The organism is Pseudomonas mediterranea CFBP 5447, assembly GCF_000774145.1.
GTDB lineage: Bacteria > Pseudomonadota > Gammaproteobacteria > Pseudomonadales > Pseudomonadaceae > Aquipseudomonas > Aquipseudomonas mediterranea.
In genome coordinates this window covers 76,869-91,372 of record NZ_KN322987.1, presented here as the reverse complement: position 1 = coordinate 91,372, position 14,504 = coordinate 76,869, and the positions used below count along the sequence as shown (strand labels likewise).

At 63.2% G+C, this 14,504-nt stretch carries 14 protein-coding genes; 5 read left to right on the top strand and 9 right to left on the bottom strand.

Annotated features, from left to right (window positions below):
• Positions 1 to 345: 345 nt before the first annotated feature.
• Entirely contained in the window at positions 346 to 2,085 is a 1,740-nt protein-coding gene (locus tag N005_RS20610; protein WP_047702879.1) for a dipeptidase, read from the top strand.
• Positions 2,086 to 2,412: 327 nt separating this feature from the next.
• On the opposite strand, the gene N005_RS20605 is transcribed toward N005_RS20610, so the two are convergent.
• Complete coding sequence (locus N005_RS20605) at positions 2,413 to 2,625, bottom strand: DUF3079 domain-containing protein (RefSeq protein ID WP_047702878.1); 213 nt, start codon at positions 2,623 to 2,625, stop codon at positions 2,413 to 2,415.
• Between the two features lie 188 nt (positions 2,626 to 2,813).
• Between N005_RS20605 and N005_RS20600 the strand changes: the two genes are divergently transcribed.
• The 4 genes from N005_RS20600 to N005_RS20585 are packed head-to-tail and all read left to right on the top strand — an operon-like array spanning position 2,814 to position 5,932.
• Complete coding sequence (locus N005_RS20600; protein WP_047702877.1) at positions 2,814 to 3,344, top strand: iron transporter; 531 nt, start codon at positions 2,814 to 2,816, stop codon at positions 3,342 to 3,344.
• A 2-nt stretch (positions 3,345 to 3,346) separates the two neighbouring features.
• Positions 3,347 to 3,706 carry a cupredoxin domain-containing protein gene (locus N005_RS20595; RefSeq protein ID WP_052126420.1) on the top strand — a complete coding sequence of 120 codons (360 nt, stop codon included), beginning with the start codon at positions 3,347 to 3,349 and terminating at the stop codon, positions 3,704 to 3,706.
• Positions 3,707 to 3,728: 22 nt separating this feature from the next.
• Positions 3,729 to 4,583 (top strand): FTR1 family iron permease, encoded by an 855-nt coding sequence (locus N005_RS20590; protein WP_047702876.1) that lies wholly within the window; start codon positions 3,729 to 3,731, stop codon positions 4,581 to 4,583.
• The gene (locus N005_RS20585; protein ID WP_047702875.1) at positions 4,571 to 5,932 is read left to right on the top strand and encodes a 4Fe-4S binding protein; all 1,362 of its coding nucleotides are present in this window, start codon (positions 4,571 to 4,573) and stop codon (positions 5,930 to 5,932) included. Before N005_RS20590 ends, N005_RS20585 begins: the two co-directional genes overlap by 13 nt.
• Positions 5,933 to 6,206: 274 nt before the next feature.
• On the opposite strand, the gene N005_RS20580 is transcribed toward N005_RS20585, so the two are convergent.
• The 8 genes from N005_RS20580 to narJ form a co-directional block, all read right to left on the bottom strand.
• A complete protein-coding gene (locus N005_RS20580; RefSeq protein ID WP_047702874.1) occupies positions 6,207 to 7,826 on the bottom strand; it encodes a methyl-accepting chemotaxis protein in 1,620 nt (539 codons plus the stop codon).
• Between the two features lie 111 nt (positions 7,827 to 7,937).
• Entirely contained in the window at positions 7,938 to 8,633 is a 696-nt protein-coding gene (locus N005_RS20575; protein WP_047702873.1) for an anaerobic ribonucleoside-triphosphate reductase activating protein, read from the bottom strand.
• The gene (gene nrdD / locus N005_RS29820) at positions 8,630 to 8,791 is read right to left on the bottom strand and encodes an anaerobic ribonucleoside-triphosphate reductase (protein WP_047702872.1); all 162 of its coding nucleotides are present in this window, start codon (positions 8,789 to 8,791) and stop codon (positions 8,630 to 8,632) included. The genes N005_RS20575 and nrdD overlap by 4 nt, the downstream gene beginning before the upstream one ends.
• Before the next feature lie 29 nt (positions 8,792 to 8,820).
• Positions 8,821 to 10,836, bottom strand: a complete 2,016-nt coding sequence (locus N005_RS20565; RefSeq protein ID WP_047702871.1) for a ribonucleoside triphosphate reductase — start codon at positions 10,834 to 10,836, stop codon at positions 8,821 to 8,823.
• A gap of 263 nt (positions 10,837 to 11,099) precedes the next feature.
• A complete protein-coding gene (gene moaA / locus N005_RS20560; protein ID WP_047702870.1) occupies positions 11,100 to 12,092 on the bottom strand; it encodes a GTP 3',8-cyclase MoaA in 993 nt (330 codons plus the stop codon).
• Positions 12,093 to 12,118: 26 nt separating this feature from the next.
• A complete protein-coding gene (locus N005_RS20555; RefSeq protein WP_047702869.1) occupies positions 12,119 to 13,063 on the bottom strand; it encodes a peptidylprolyl isomerase in 945 nt (314 codons plus the stop codon).
• A gap of 10 nt (positions 13,064 to 13,073) precedes the next feature.
• A complete protein-coding gene (gene narI, locus N005_RS20550) occupies positions 13,074 to 13,754 on the bottom strand; it encodes a respiratory nitrate reductase subunit gamma (protein ID WP_047702868.1) in 681 nt (226 codons plus the stop codon).
• Complete coding sequence (gene narJ, locus N005_RS20545) at positions 13,747 to 14,502, bottom strand: nitrate reductase molybdenum cofactor assembly chaperone (protein WP_047702867.1); 756 nt, start codon at positions 14,500 to 14,502, stop codon at positions 13,747 to 13,749. Before narJ ends, narI begins: the two co-directional genes overlap by 8 nt.
• Positions 14,503 to 14,504: the final 2 nt, after the last annotated feature.

The window sequence follows — 14,504 nt, the reverse complement described above, 5'->3', positions numbered from 1 at the left end:
CTCAGTGACAGGCCCACCGCCATCGCGAGCAGGCTCGCTCCCACAGTGGTTCTCGGACGTACGCGACATTCGGGTACGCCACCTGACTTGTGGGAGCGAGCCTGCTCGCGATAGCGGTTGGTCAGCCTGGAATGATGTCGGATGTGCCGCCGTCATCGCGAGCAAGCTCGCTCCCACACATGGGCTGCCTACTCTTGTTTTTCATTTCTGCGCCGTTTTTGCCTGAGTGTGCGACAAATCCTACTTCGTGGACTCCCCGCCCGCTGACCTGCAGTGTTACGTTGCGTAGTTGTTTCGCCAATGAAACATCTTCCTTCAACTCCCTGCAAAGGAATGCCCCCAGCAATGGACTTCTCGCTCAAGCACCTGGCTGTGACCACCCTGCTGCTGTCCAGCTTCGCTACGCTTTCCGCGCCAGCACTCGCCAACATCACCGCGCAGCAGAGCGCGACCCTGGTCAAGACCCTCGCCGACACGTCGGCCACAGACTTCAGGCAGTTCCTGGGCAGCGTGGCCAAGAGCGACGTTGCCAAAACCGCTGACCTGGGGCCGGCCATCAGCGCCTTTCTCGACAACAAAGAACTTTCGACCGAACAACAGAACGAAATCCATCGCCTGCTGGGTATCTACGCGCGGGTGAAATATGGCGCCGCGGCCACCGAAACCCTGAAAGAGCTGGTGGCGATCCCGACCTTCCGCAAGGAGGGCGTGGCCCAGCACGAGAACCCCGAGTTCCTCAAGATCGCCGACAAGATCAAGAGCCTCGCCCAGGCCTTCGACCTGAACTTCCGCAACATCGACAACCGCGTCTACGAAATCTCCCTGCCGGGCAGTGGCGACGAAGTCGTGGGCATCCACGCCCATGCCGATGTGGTGCCGGTGACGCCGGAAAACTGGGTGCTGAAGGACGGCACGCGACTCGATCCGTTCAAAGTCACGTTGGTGGGCGACCGCATGTACGGCCGAGGCACCGAGGACGACAAGAACGGTATTGTCGTGGCGCTCTATGCCATGAAGATCATCAAGGAAGAGAAGCTGCCGCTGGCGCGGAATTTCAAGCTGCTGGTGGACACCACCGAGGAAACCACCGGTGATGCGATCCCCTACTACTTCGAGCACAACCCGACGCCAAACTACAACCTGGCACTGGATGGCGGCTATCCGGTCGTGATTGCCGAGAAAGGCTATGGCACGGTCATGGCGAACTTTGCCCGCCGTCCTGCGCAAGGCAAAGGCGCCGAAATCACTGGGTTGACCGGTGGCCTGGCAACCAATCAGATTCCATCGACATCGGTGGCCACCTTCGTCACTGACAAGCCTGCCGAACTGGCCGCCAGCCTGCTCAAGGCCGGTACCGATTATGCCAAGCGCAATGGCGGCAACTTCGAGGTCGCCAGCCAGGTCGTCGGCAAGGACGTCCAGTTGACCTTTACCGGTGTTTCCGCTCACTCGTCAGAGCCCGAGTCCGGCGTCAACCCGGTAGCGCGGATGCTGGTCTTCATCAACGGCCTCGATGGCAAGGTCGCACTCAAGCACAACCACATCACCGACGCCGCCCGCTACGCCGCCGACAACTGGGGCCTGGACTACTTGGGCAAACAATTGGGGATTGGCTTCTCCGACGCGTTCATGGGCCCGCTGACCGCCTCGCTGACCTTTGTCGGCATGGATGACAAGACCTTCAAGCTCGCCGTCAACCTGCGCGTTCCGGTCGGCAAGTCCACCGAAGCGCTGAAGACCGAGATCGCCGACAAACTCGCGGCCTGGAGCAAGAAGTCCCACGTGGCGGTGGCCTTCGACTATTCCATCGACGAGCCGATGTACCGTAACCCCGAGGGTGAATGGGTCAAGGCGCTGCTGGCCGTGGCCACCGAGAACCTGGGCATGGAGCACAAGTACGGCACTTCGGCGGGCGCCACGTCGGTCCACGACCTGCCCAACGGCGTGCAGTTCGGCCTGGCAATGCCCAACGTCAAGTACACCGGTCATAACGACAACGAGTTCAAGACGGTCGAGCAGTTCATGCTGGACTTGCAGATCGTGACCGAAATGATGGGACGGATCGGGCAGATGCCGAAGCTCTGAATACATCTGCCAGCCAGGTAGTTCCAGGCTGGCAGGTTTAATGTGGCGAGGGGATTCAGCGAAACGTCGCACCGCCCCGCTGGGCTGCGAAGCGGCCCTAGGCTCTGTATGAAAAGCCTTGATACTCGTTCATGCTGCGTTGAAAACAGCCTCGGAATGCTCATTTACAACCCGTAAACTCCGCTTCCTCGGCTGTTTTCGCCTTGCCTGACCTTCGTCTCAAGACTTTTCACACAGAGCCTAAGATTGTGGGGCCGCTTCGCGCCCCAGCGGGGATAAATCCCCTCGCCACAGGTTTGGTCTATTCCTTCAGACAGGTGCTTTGGTCTATTCCTTCGGATTGGCGCTTTGGTCTGTAATGTCAGTCAATTCCAACCCCCAATCCCCATGCAGGTACCAATCCTCCCCAATCATCTCGGCCGGGTGCATGGTCCGGTCGGCGCCGTTGCCACAGGCCAGGGCGTTCGACGCGCAGTAGCGGTCGCAGCCCCAGCAGATGCGTTCAGGGTGTTTGGGGCTGAGGGGAAAGGGCTTGGCCATGGGAACCCCGCTGACAGGTGGGTGTACCTGCACCCTACCGCGCCGGGCCTGGAGCGCCCTTGATTTCGATCAAGAACCACCTCGCCATTTCCTCCGCGGAATCACGCGGGAAATTGACAATAATCATTATTATTCGCAGCGAAGCTCCCTAGACTCCGGCCAACTCTCATGTCGTCCAGGAAGTCATCATGCGCACGCTCGCTCCCCTGTCTCTCGCCCTCCTCGTTCTCACGCCACTGGCCCAGGCCAAGGAATACCCCATCGGCGAACCGCAACTGTGCCCGGGACTGGAGGTGGGCGCGGTGTATTTGCAACCGATTGAAATGGCCCCAGCCGGCATGATGCGCGCCACCGCCGATTCCGATGTCCACCTGGAAGCCGACATCCGCGCCACGGCGGACAACTCGCAAGGCTTTCAGGAAGGCAGTTTCGTGCCCTACCTCAACGTGTCGTTCCAGCTGAAAAAGCAGGGCAACGACACCGAGCTCAAGGGTGATTTCCACGCCATGGTCGCCAATGACGGACCGCACTATGGCGACAACGTGAAGCTGCTCGGTCCCGGCAAATATCAACTGACCTTCACCGTCCTGCCCCCGGGCGGCCATGGCGCCCTCGGTCGTCATACCGACAAGGAAACCGGCGTCGCACCGTGGTTCGAACGATGTGAGTTGCACTACGAATTCGTCTACGCCGGGATCGGCAAGAAAGGCGGATATTGAAGATGGCCCGCCGAACCTGCGGGCAGCCTGTCGCGAGGCATGGACGCCTGGCCTGGCTGATGCTGGCGGGCCTGCTGCCGTCGCTGGCCCAAGCCGAGTTGCCGACCTATGAACTGAGCATCCGCGACGGACATTTCACCCCGCCGCTGTTGGAAGTACCGGCCGGGCAGCGCTTCAAGATCGTGCTGAAGAACGTCGGCCAGGGCCCGACGGAGTTCGAGAGCACGCCATTGCGCGTGGAGAAAGTGCTGTCGCCCGGAGTGACCACCTTCGTCGTGATTCATCCGCTGCGTCCGGGGCGCTATCCATTTTTCGATGAATTCAATCCGCAACTGCCCGAGGGCGGCATCCTGGCCCAATGATCGGTCAGCAGGAGGCGTTTGCATGACTCAATCGATGTTTATTGTCTGGCGCGAAAGCGTCGAGGCCTTGTTGGTGCTCGGGATCCTCCAGGCCTGGGTCAGTCGGCAGCGACAGACCCGGCCGTTGCTGCGCTACGTCTGGAGCGGCGCGGCCTTGGGCCTGCTGCTTTCGGCGGGGCTGGCCGGGCTGATCCTGCTGGCCGGAGAAGCCATGAGCGGCGCGGCCAACGATTGGTTCCAGGCCTCGTTGGCGCTGGTTGCCAGTGTGCTGATCGTGCAGATGGTGGGCTGGATGCGCCGCAACGCCAGGACGCTCAAGCAGGAACTGACCCGTCACGCCGACCAGCGCCTGGATCGCCAGGGTGGCCTCGGCCTGTTGGTCCTGGCGCTGTTGGCCGTGAGCCGCGAAGGCAGTGAAACCGTGGTTTTCCTGTATGGCGCAGGGGCCCGTCTGCACGGGACGCAACTGGGCCTGTTCGCCGTCGGCGCGGTGGCTGGGCTGGTGCTGGCGCTGCTGACCGTGTCCTTGCTGCACAGCGGTCGACGGTTCATCTCATGGCCACGTTTCTTTGCCATCAGCGAGGCAATTCTGTTGCTGTTAGGAGCGGCGTTGCTGGTCAGCGGCATCGAGCGGATCGGCGGGCAGTTGCTTGCGATGGACTGGTCCGAGGCGGTGTATCGCGGCATCGGCGATGCCCTGTGGGACAGCAGTGCGATCCTGGATGACGGCCATGGGTTCGGTGGTTTCCTGGCCGATTTTGCCGGGTATCGGGCGAGTCCCAGCGCACTGACGTTGCTGGTGTGGATCGGCTATTGGCTGGCCGTCGTCGGCTGGCTGCGGCCGCGCAAGGTGGAAACCCTGCCATGTCCGACCTGAACGCCTGGCTCCAGCGCCTGGGCGACGGCATGCGCCGCCACGGCGCGACCATCCGTGCCGTGCAATGGGCAGTGGTGCTGTTTTATGGGGTGTTGCTGGTGATCCCCGCGTTCCTGCCCTTGCCGGACAGCCAGGCGCGCCTGTTCGACAACCTCACGTTGCTGGCTCAGTTTTTGTTCTGGGGCCTCTGGTGGCCCTTCGTGTTGCTGTCGATCGTGCTGTTCGGTCGGCTCTGGTGTGGTGTGCTGTGCCCGGAGGGTGCCTTGAGCGAATGGGCCAGCCGATACGGCAAAGGCCTGGGCATGCCGCGAGGCCTGCGCTGGGCCGGTTGGCCGACCCTGGCGTTCTGTTTGACCACGATCTATGGGCAACTCATCAGCGTTTACGACTATGCCCAGGCAGCGCTGCTGATCCTCGGCGGCTCGACCGTCGCGGCGGTGCTCGTCGGCCTGCTGTTCGCCCGGGGTAAACGGGTATGGTGCCGCTACCTGTGCCCGGTCAGCGGCGTCTTCGCCCTGCTCGCCCGCCTGGCGCCGGTGCATTTTCAAGTGGACGAACAACGCTGGCTGGAAAACCCGGCGCCCCGTCGACCACCGCCCAACTGCGCGCCGTTGCTGGACATTCGTCGCATGCGCGGCGCTGCCGACTGCCACGCCTGCGGTCGTTGCAGCGGCCAGCGCGATGCCGTGCGTCTGATCGCCCGTTCCAGTAACCAGGAAATCCTTCACTCGACACCGAACAGCGTCTCGCCGTGGGACGTACGCTTGCTGTTGTTCGGCGTCATCGGCCTGGCCATGGGGGCTTTCCAGTGGACCGTCAGCCCGTGGTTCATTGTCTTGAAGCAGAACCTGGCCCAATGGCTGGTGACTCACGATCTGCTCTGGCCCCTCCAGGACAGCGCGCCCTGGTGGCTGTTGACGCACTACCCGCAGCTCAATGACAGTTTCAGCTGGCTCGATGGTTTCTGCATCCTCGCCTACCTGGGCATGAGTGCCTTGCTGCTGGGTGGTTCGTTGACGCTGCTGATTCGTCTGGCGGCGAAAATCTCGGGGGATGCTGCACACTATTGGCCCTTAGCCATCATCTTGACGCCTCTTGGTGGTGCAGGGCTGTTTCTCGGCTTGTCGGCCACTACGGTGAAGCTGTTGCGCTATGAAGGATTGTCGCTCGATTGGGTGCAACCGGCTCGGGCCGCGCTGTTGCTGGCGGCGATGACCTGGAGCCTGTGGCTGGGTTGGAAACGCCTGGAACAGGTGCCCCCGGTTCGACGATTACCTGCCATGACCTGCCTGGCATTGGCCTGCGGCCTGGTGGGATATGGCTGGTGGTTGCAGTTCTGGGGGTGGTGATCCCACGAGACAGTGCATACGCCGCCAGAACCTGTGGGAGCGAGCCCGCTCGCGATGACGTCGGCACATCCAACATCCTCCTGGACTGACACACCGCCATCGCGAGCAGGCTCGCTCCCACATGGGGTCTGCGGCGTACACAGCATCCAGTACAACGCAAAAACTGTGGGAGCGAGCCCGCTCGCGATGACGTCAGCACATCCAACATCCTCCTGGGCTGACCCACCGCTATTGCGAGCAAGCTCGCTCCCACATACCTTTCACCCCGACTCGGCTACACCTTGAACCGCGCCACCGTCTCATGCAGCGAGCCGGCCATTTGCGCCAGGTCCTGGCCGGCGGTATCGGTGTGCCTTGCCCCCAGCAGCACCTGTTCCGACAGGTTACGAATGCCCACCAGATTGCGGTCCACTTCCCGGGCCACGAGGGCCTGTTGTTCCGTGGCGCTGGCGATCATCAGGTTGCGCTCGTTGATCTGCGATATCGAACGGGCGATTTCATCCAGGGCGTCGCCGGAACGCTGGGCGACTTGCAGGGTGTCCTGTACCCGTTCGCTACTGCTTTGCATGGCCGTCACGGCGTGCCCGCTGTCCTGGCGGATGTTGCCGATCATGTCCTCGATCTCCCGGGTCGAATCCTGGGTGCGATGAGCCAGTGCACGGACTTCGTCGGCCACTACCGCAAAGCCGCGTCCGGCATCGCCGGCCCGGGCGGCTTCGATGGCGGCGTTCAGGGCCAGGAGGTTGGTCTGCTCGGCAATGCCGCGGATCACGTCCAGTACGGTGCTGATGCCCTCGACCCGCCCTGCCAGTTGCTGGATGCGCGCCGAGGTGTCCGTCACGCCGTCCGCCAGCGCCGAGATGCAGGCGACCGTCTGCTGGACCTGCTCACGGCCACGCTGGGCGGTCTGCTCGGAGACCCGCGAGGCTTCGCTGGTACTCACGGCGTTGCGCGCCACCTCGTCCACCGCCGCTGTCATCTGGTTCACCGCCGCCGCGGCCTGCTCGATCTCCATGCCTTGCAACTGCAACGTGCTGTTGGTCTGGCTGCTCACCGCACTCAGCTCTTCGGATGAACTGGCTACCCGATCCACCGAGGCTGCAATGTGCCGGACCATGGTGTTGAGGTTCTGCTGCATGTCATGCATGTTGCTCATCACACTGTCGTTGGCGCCGACGCCCACCGGCACGCGGATCGTCAGGTCGCCCTGGGCGATGTGGCTCAGCACCCGCGCGGCATCATCCGGCTCGCCGCCCAACGGACGGGTCACACTGCGGGTCACCAGTATCGCCACGGTGCTCACCACGGCCAGGCAGGCCAGGACCAACATCAGCATGTTGCGCCGCGCATCGCTGTAGCGCGCCTGGGCCAGTTGCTCACGCTCGGCAAACAGCTTGCCCTGCATCGCCATCAACCCTTCCAGGCTTTTGTACACCTCAAGCTCTGCCGGGATCACACCTTGCCTGAGTTGCGTCATCGCTTCATCCGTCGCGCCCTGGCGGATCAGCGTCTGCACCTGGACGAACGCCGCCACATAGGCCTCTCGCCGCTTCTTCAATTCGGCAAAAGCCGCCTTGCCTTCGGGCTGAAACAACAGCGGCTCCAACGTCGCGAAAGCCTGGGTGATGCGCTGCCGCGTGGCATCGATGGATTGCTGCACCTGCGCATTGTTCTTGTCGATCAGCAAGTCCCGGGTGTTCCTGGCGTTATCGCGCACGCCCGTGGCGATCACCATGATCGGGTCGATCTTCGGCCAATCCTGCCGGACGATCTGCTCGGCCTGGTCGCGCAACACAGCCAGGTCGTTCAAGGCGTACAACGCCAGGGCGATCAAGGCCAGTGGTGCGATGGCAAAGCCGATCACGATACGTTGGGCGGTGGTGAGTCTGGTCATATCAAATGCTCCCTGTTCAACTACCTGCCGATCCGGCAGCGCATTTGAAAACCTTGGAAAAAAGAGTGGCCCGGTCATCCCGAGCCGCTGTGTCGTTCGTCCCGACCAGGCTTAGCTGCGCAACACGAACGAGGGAAACAGCTCCCGCAGGGCGGCCCACAGTTCGGGCTGCAAGGCGTGTGCCGAAACGCTGGAGAGGTGCGGGTCGAGCATCCGGGCCGTGCGCACCAATTGCACGGCGAACCGGCTGACACCTCGTTCGCTCAAGCGCCGGGCCAGGGTCAGCAACCGCTCGGGGTCGAACAGATGCCAATGCACCGTGGTGCGGCACTCGTAATCCACGCCGCTGTCCAGCAGATGGTCGAGGCTGCGCCAGTTGGCCGTGCCGCTGCCTTCGACCCGGGTCACGTCCAGGGCATCTTCGGCCAGGGCCTTGACGTCGAAGCCCACCCAGTCGGCTTGCCCGACCACCTTGGCGAACGCCGCCGGCTTGATGCCGGCGCTGTGCAGGCCGATGCGAAAACCCATCTGTCGCACCTCCTCCATGGCCGGGCCCAGGCCGTCCTGCAAGGTCGGCTCACCGCCGCTGAACACCACGGCGTCGAGCAGGTCCTGGCGGCGTTGAAGGAACGCCAGCACCCGGCACCAATCCACCTCTTCGTTGCCACGGGGCGGGATCAGTTGCGGGTTATGGCAATAACGACAACGCCAGGCGCAGCCCTGGCAAAACAGTACGCAGGCCAGTTGGCCCGGATAATCGAGGGTGGTCAGGGGCACCATGCCCCCGACCCGTAGCACTCGACTCATGGACGCCCGGCCGCGCGTTCGGTGAAATGCACCCGCTCGCGGTGCTCGGACTGCTTGCCCGGATTGAACGCCGCCACCGGGCGGTGATAACCCATCACCCGGGTCCAGACTTCACAACGTTGGCGCTGGGTCTGCGGAAGGTTGCGCGATTCATTCATGGTGAAACTCCTTGCGGTGGATGATCGGATCAGTGGACGCTGCGTGCCTGTTGCTGTTGCAGCAACAACGCCTCGTCGCATTTGGGACAGAACTCGTGTTCGCCAGCCAGGTAGCCGTGCACCGGGCAGATCGAAAATGTCGGCGTGACCGTCAGGTACGGCAGCCGGAACCGCCCCAAGGCCTTGCGCACCAATTGCTTGCAAGCCTGGGTGGAAGAAATCTGCTCGGCCATGTACAGGTGCAACACGGTGCCGCCGGTGTATTTGCATTGCAGTTCGTCCTGCAGTTCCAAAGCCTCGAATGGGTCCTCGGTAAACCCCACCGGCAATTGCGAAGAGTTGGTGTAGTACGGCGCGACCGGGCTGCCGGCCTGCAGGATATCGGGGTAGCGCTTGAGGTCTTCCTTGGCGAAGCGGTAGGTGGTGCCTTCGGCGGGCGTGGCTTCCAGGTTGTAGAGGTGGCCGGTCTCCTCCTGGAAGCGCAGCAGCGTCGCCCGCACATGATCGAGCAACCGCAGCGCGAACTCGCGGCCCTGCTCGGTGTGCAGGCCCTGTTGGTCATCGGTGAAATTGCGCAGCATTTCGTGCAGGCCATTCACGCCGATGGTGGAGAAGTGATTGCGCAAGGTGCCCAGGTAGCGCTTGGTGTAGGGATACAGGCCGGCGTCCATGTGGTGCTGGATCACCTTACGCTTGACCTCCAGGCTCTCCTTCGCCAGCTCCATCAGGGCATCGAGGCGTTGCAACAGCGCGCTGGTGTTGCCCTTGTACAGGTAGCCCAGCCGGGCGCAGTTGATCGTCACCACCCCCAGCGAGCCGGTCTGCTCCGCCGAACCGAACAAACCGCCGCCGCGCTTGAGCAGCTCGCGCACGTCCAGTTGCAGGCGGCAGCACATCGATCGCACCTGGTTGGGCTGCATGTCCGAGTTGAGGAAATTCTGGAAGTACGGCAAGCCGTAGCGGGCCGTCATTTCGAACAGGCGGTCGGCGTTTTCGCTGTCCCATGGGAAGTCATGGGTGATGTTGTAGGTCGGGATCGGGAAGGTGAACACCCGCCCTTTCGCATCGCCGGCCTGCATCACCTCGATGTAGGCACGGTTGATCAACTCCATTTCGGCTTGCAGGTCGCCGTAGGCAAACGGCATTTCTTCGCCGCCGATCACCGGGATCTGTTCACGCAGGTCCTGCGGGCAGACCCAGTCGAACGTCAGGTTGGTAAACGGCGTTTGCGTGCCCCAGCGCGAGGGTACGTTGAGGTTGTAGATGAACTCCTGCAACGACTGGCGGACCTCGTCGTAGCTGAGCCGATCCTTGCGCACGTACGGTGCCAGGTAAGTGTCGAACGAGCTGAAGGCCTGGGCCCCGGCCCATTCGTTCTGCAGGGTGCCGAGGAAATTCACCATCTGCCCCAGGGCGCTGCTCAGATGCTTGGGCGGCCCGGCCTCGACCCGCCCCGGCACGCCGTTGAGGCCTTCGTGCAACAGCGTGCGCAGGGACCAGCCGGCACAGTAGCCGGCGAGCATGTCCAGGTCATGGATATGCAGATCGGCCTCGCGATGCGCCTCGCCGATGGCACGGCTGTAGACCTCGTCGAGCCAATAGTTGGCGGTGACCTTGCCCGACACGTTGAGGATCAACCCGCCGAGGGAATAGCCCTGGTTGGCGTTGGCCTGCACGCGCCAGTCTTCGCGGTCGAGGTACTCGTTCATCGACGTGGCGACTTCCACCAGGGTCCGACGATCCCGGCGCAAGCGTCCATGTTGCTCGCGGTAGACGATGTAGGCGCGCATGGCGAGGAAGAAACCGGCGTCCATCAACACCCGCTCGACCCGATCCTGGATCTGCTCGACGTTCAATCGCGACTGCCCTTCCAACCGGGCCAGCACGGCGTTGAGCAGCGCTTCGGCTTCAACCTCGGCGTACTCGCCGGTGGCCTTGCCGGCGGCGATCAGCGCCTGGCGGATCTTGTCCGCATCGAAGGCGACCACACTGCCGTCGCGCTTGTGCAGGCGGTTGCACCCTACTGAAATCAACGTGCTTTGCATTTGGGCTCCAGACACTACATATAGGCTTTTGAAGTTCATAAAACACAATATGCAGTGGAGAGTACGGGTTGGAGGCTGGTTTGCAATTGACTGATGTCAAGAATCGGAGGGGAGTCAGTTGATAGGGATGTGACTGGGCCGACGTCATCGCGAGCAGGCTCGCTCCCACAGGGGACCTGGGTGAACACAAATCTCCCCATCACCCCAAACCCATGTGGGAGCGAGCCTGCTCGCGATAGCGCCAGTCCAGGCGACGCCTATCCTCACCCCCCACTCATATTCATGAACCGCACAATCTGCACTTCCCCACCCGGGTCGAAATCGTGGCGCAGGGGTTTGCCGCGCAAGGCCTGTTGCACCGCCTGGATCACAGGCCGATCCTCCAGCGGATAGCGCCGCAGCAGGCCACGCAGGTCGAGGGAGTTCTCTTGTCCAAGGCACAGCAGCAAGCGCCCCTCAACGGTCATGCGCACCCGGTTGCAACTGGCGCAGAAGTTGTGGGTGTTCGGCGAAATGAAGCCGATTCGCGTGCCGGGGTGGCGCTCCAGGCGCACATAGCGCGCCGGCCCGCCGCTGTTCTCGGCGCTGTCGAGCAAGCGGTGATGACGGGCGATCACGGCCCGGACCTCATCGCTGGAACAGAACGACTCGCCCCGGGAACGCCCTACCTCCCCCAACGGCATTTCTTCGATGAAGCTGATGTCGATGCGCTGCTCGATGGCGTACTGCACCAACGCCGGCACCTCATCGAAATTGCGTCCTTTCATCACCACGCAGTTGAGCTTGATCCGCTCGAACCCGGCCGTCTTCGCCGCTTCGATGCCGGCCAGCACCTGGTCGAGGCTGCCGTTGCGGGTGATAGCCCGAAAACGCTCGCCGTCCAGGCTGTCGAGGCTGATGTTCATGCGCTTGACGCCGGCATCGACCAGCGGCCTGGCCAGACGCCCGAGCTGCGAGCCGTTGCTGGTCATCACCAGCTCCCGCAGCCCGGGCAATGCCGCGATGTCGCGGCACAACCCGACGATGCCCGGGCGGATCAGCGGCTCGCCGCCGGTCAGGCGGATCTTCTTCACCCCCAGGCCAACGAACAGCCGCGCCAACCGCTGGAGCTCTTCCAGGGTCAATACCTGCTGACGCGGCAGGAAGGTCATGTTCTTCGCCATGCAATACACACAACGAAAATCACAACGGTCGGTCACCGACATCCGCAAATAATCGATCTGGCGCCCAAATCCATCCTGCAGCACAGCGTTCATGAATGCCCCCCTGTTCGAGTCGATGCTCATTGCACCAGCGGCGAGTCGGCGCCCTGAAGATGAATGCCGCGGATGTCCGCCGCACCGATCAGGGTTTGCAGGTACTGCACCAACGCTTTCTGCCAGACGCCCTGCTGCAGCTGGGTGCGGATCGCCGCCGCCACCGCCTCGTAAGGCAACGGCTGGCCGTCGATGCGCTGGTCGATGCTGATCACGTGCCAGCCGTAGCGACTCTCCAGGGGTTTGCCGCACAGTCCCGCCGGCAAGGCGAATAACTGACGCTCCAGCTCCGGCACGGTCTGGCCCTTGCTGATCTGCCCCAGCGACCCGCCCTGCTCCTTGGACGGACAGGCCGAGTACTTCTGGGCCAGGTCGGCGAAGCTGCCCGGGGCCTGGTCCAGTCTTTCCAGCAGCAGCTCGGCCTGGACATGCGCGAGGCTGCGCCCCTCGGCGTCGTCCGGCGCACACTCGAGCAGGATGTGCCGCACCGCCAGCAACGGCGCGCTGTGAAAGCGCGCGCGGTTGCTTTCGTAGTAACGTTGGCAGGTCGCCTCGTCGCATTGCGGCACCTGCACTTCGCGTTCGAGCAGTAGCCGCGTCGCCGCCTCCTCTTCGTTTTCACCGGCACCGACCTGCAGGGACAAGCCCAGCTCGGCGATGCGTTGCTGGAGCAATTCGCGAATCACCAGGGCCCGCGCGGCCTGGTAGACCGCGTCCTCCCGGCTCTGCGCCGGGTGGTACTGCAGCTCCTGGGCCATCGCCTGCGGGGTGATCGACACCCCGTTGACGCTGATGATCGGCCATTCCTGTTCGCTACTGGCAATCAACTGCGGCGGTGCTTCATCAACCGCCACCGGCTCGAACTGCACCGCCCCGACGGGCGCGACATCCGCCACGGGCGCCGCCTTTGCCGAAGAACCACAACCGCCGCTGCCGCCGTTACCGCCACCACATCCGCATCCACTGGCCATGATCGCCTCCTCAGAATTTCTGCCGAACGATTTGATAACGCCGTCCCAGGTACCAGACCGGCGCGCTGACGATGTGCACCAGGCGGGTGAACGGGAACAGCACGAACAGGGTCAGGCCCAGCAGCACGTGGAGCTTGTAGACCAGGCCCACCGGCGCCATCGACGTAGCGGCTTCCACCGGACGCAACAGCACCGTGTTCTGCGCCCAGTCGGCCAGCATCACCATCACCGAACCGTCCATGTGGGCGGTGGAGGCAACGATGGTCATCAGCCCCAGCACCAGTTGCACCAACAGGACCACCAACACCAGGATGTCCGAGGTATTGGACGTAGCGCGCACCCGTGGGTCGCTCAGGCGCCGGTTCAGCAGCATCAGCAAGCCGATCAGGCCCAGTACGCCGAAAAAGCCACCGGAAACCATCGCCAATAGCTGTTTGTTCTCGGTGCTCAGCACATGGTGGTAGACCGCCGACGGCGTCAGCAGGCCAACAAAGTGCCCCGCCAACACGAACAGCACGCCGACGTGGAACAGGTTGCTCGCCACACGCATGCCGCGCTTGTTCAGCATCTGGCTGGAGCCGGCCTTCCAGGTGTACTGGGACAGGTCGAAACGCGCCCAACTGCCGAGCAGACAAATCGCCAGGGCGACATAGGGGTAGACCCCGAACAACAACAGATCCCACTTAGACATTGCCCACCTCCCCGGCCGGCGCAGCGGCCCGCCCTTCATGCTGAAAATCCACCCAGTGCAACGGCACCGCACTTTCTTCCCGGGCCCTGCCCGGCGAGCTCGGCAGCGAACTGCAACGGTCCTGCTGTTCGGCCTTCATGAAATCCACCGCCTCTTCCTCCCAGACCCGATCCAGGGCTTCCAGGGAGTCGTCCCGTGGCTCGGCCTTCACTTGCTCCCGCAGCTCGGCGACCGCGCCCTGGGGTTCGGCCCCGGCGATTTGCAGCAAGGCCCGGAAGCAACTGGCGTAGGCGCTTTCACGCTCATCCAGGCGCGCGGCAAGCAAGGCCAGCAGGTGCGCGACATCCGCGAGGCCCTCGCGGGCCTCGAGGTCTTCGCGGGTGGAGAGAAACTCCAGGTACAACGGGATGTAGTCGGGCAGCTCCTTGACGCCGATGGCGAAACCGGCCGCCTCGTACTGGGCCATCATGTCCACCATGGCCTGGCCCCGGTCGCGGGACTCGCCATGGACATGTTCGAACAGCAACAACGACAGCGAACGGCCGCGGCCGAACAACGCGCCGTAGTGCTCCTGGCCGTCCATCAGGTCCTTGGCGCAGATCACCTCCAGCAACTCGAACAGCCCGGCGCGCTGGTTGGGACTGATTTCCCGCGCCTGGAGAATCGCTTGCTCCAGCTCGTCACGACCGGCCACCAGGGTCTCGGTCGGGTAGTCGAGCAACAACGAAATCACCTTGAGAATGCGCATGC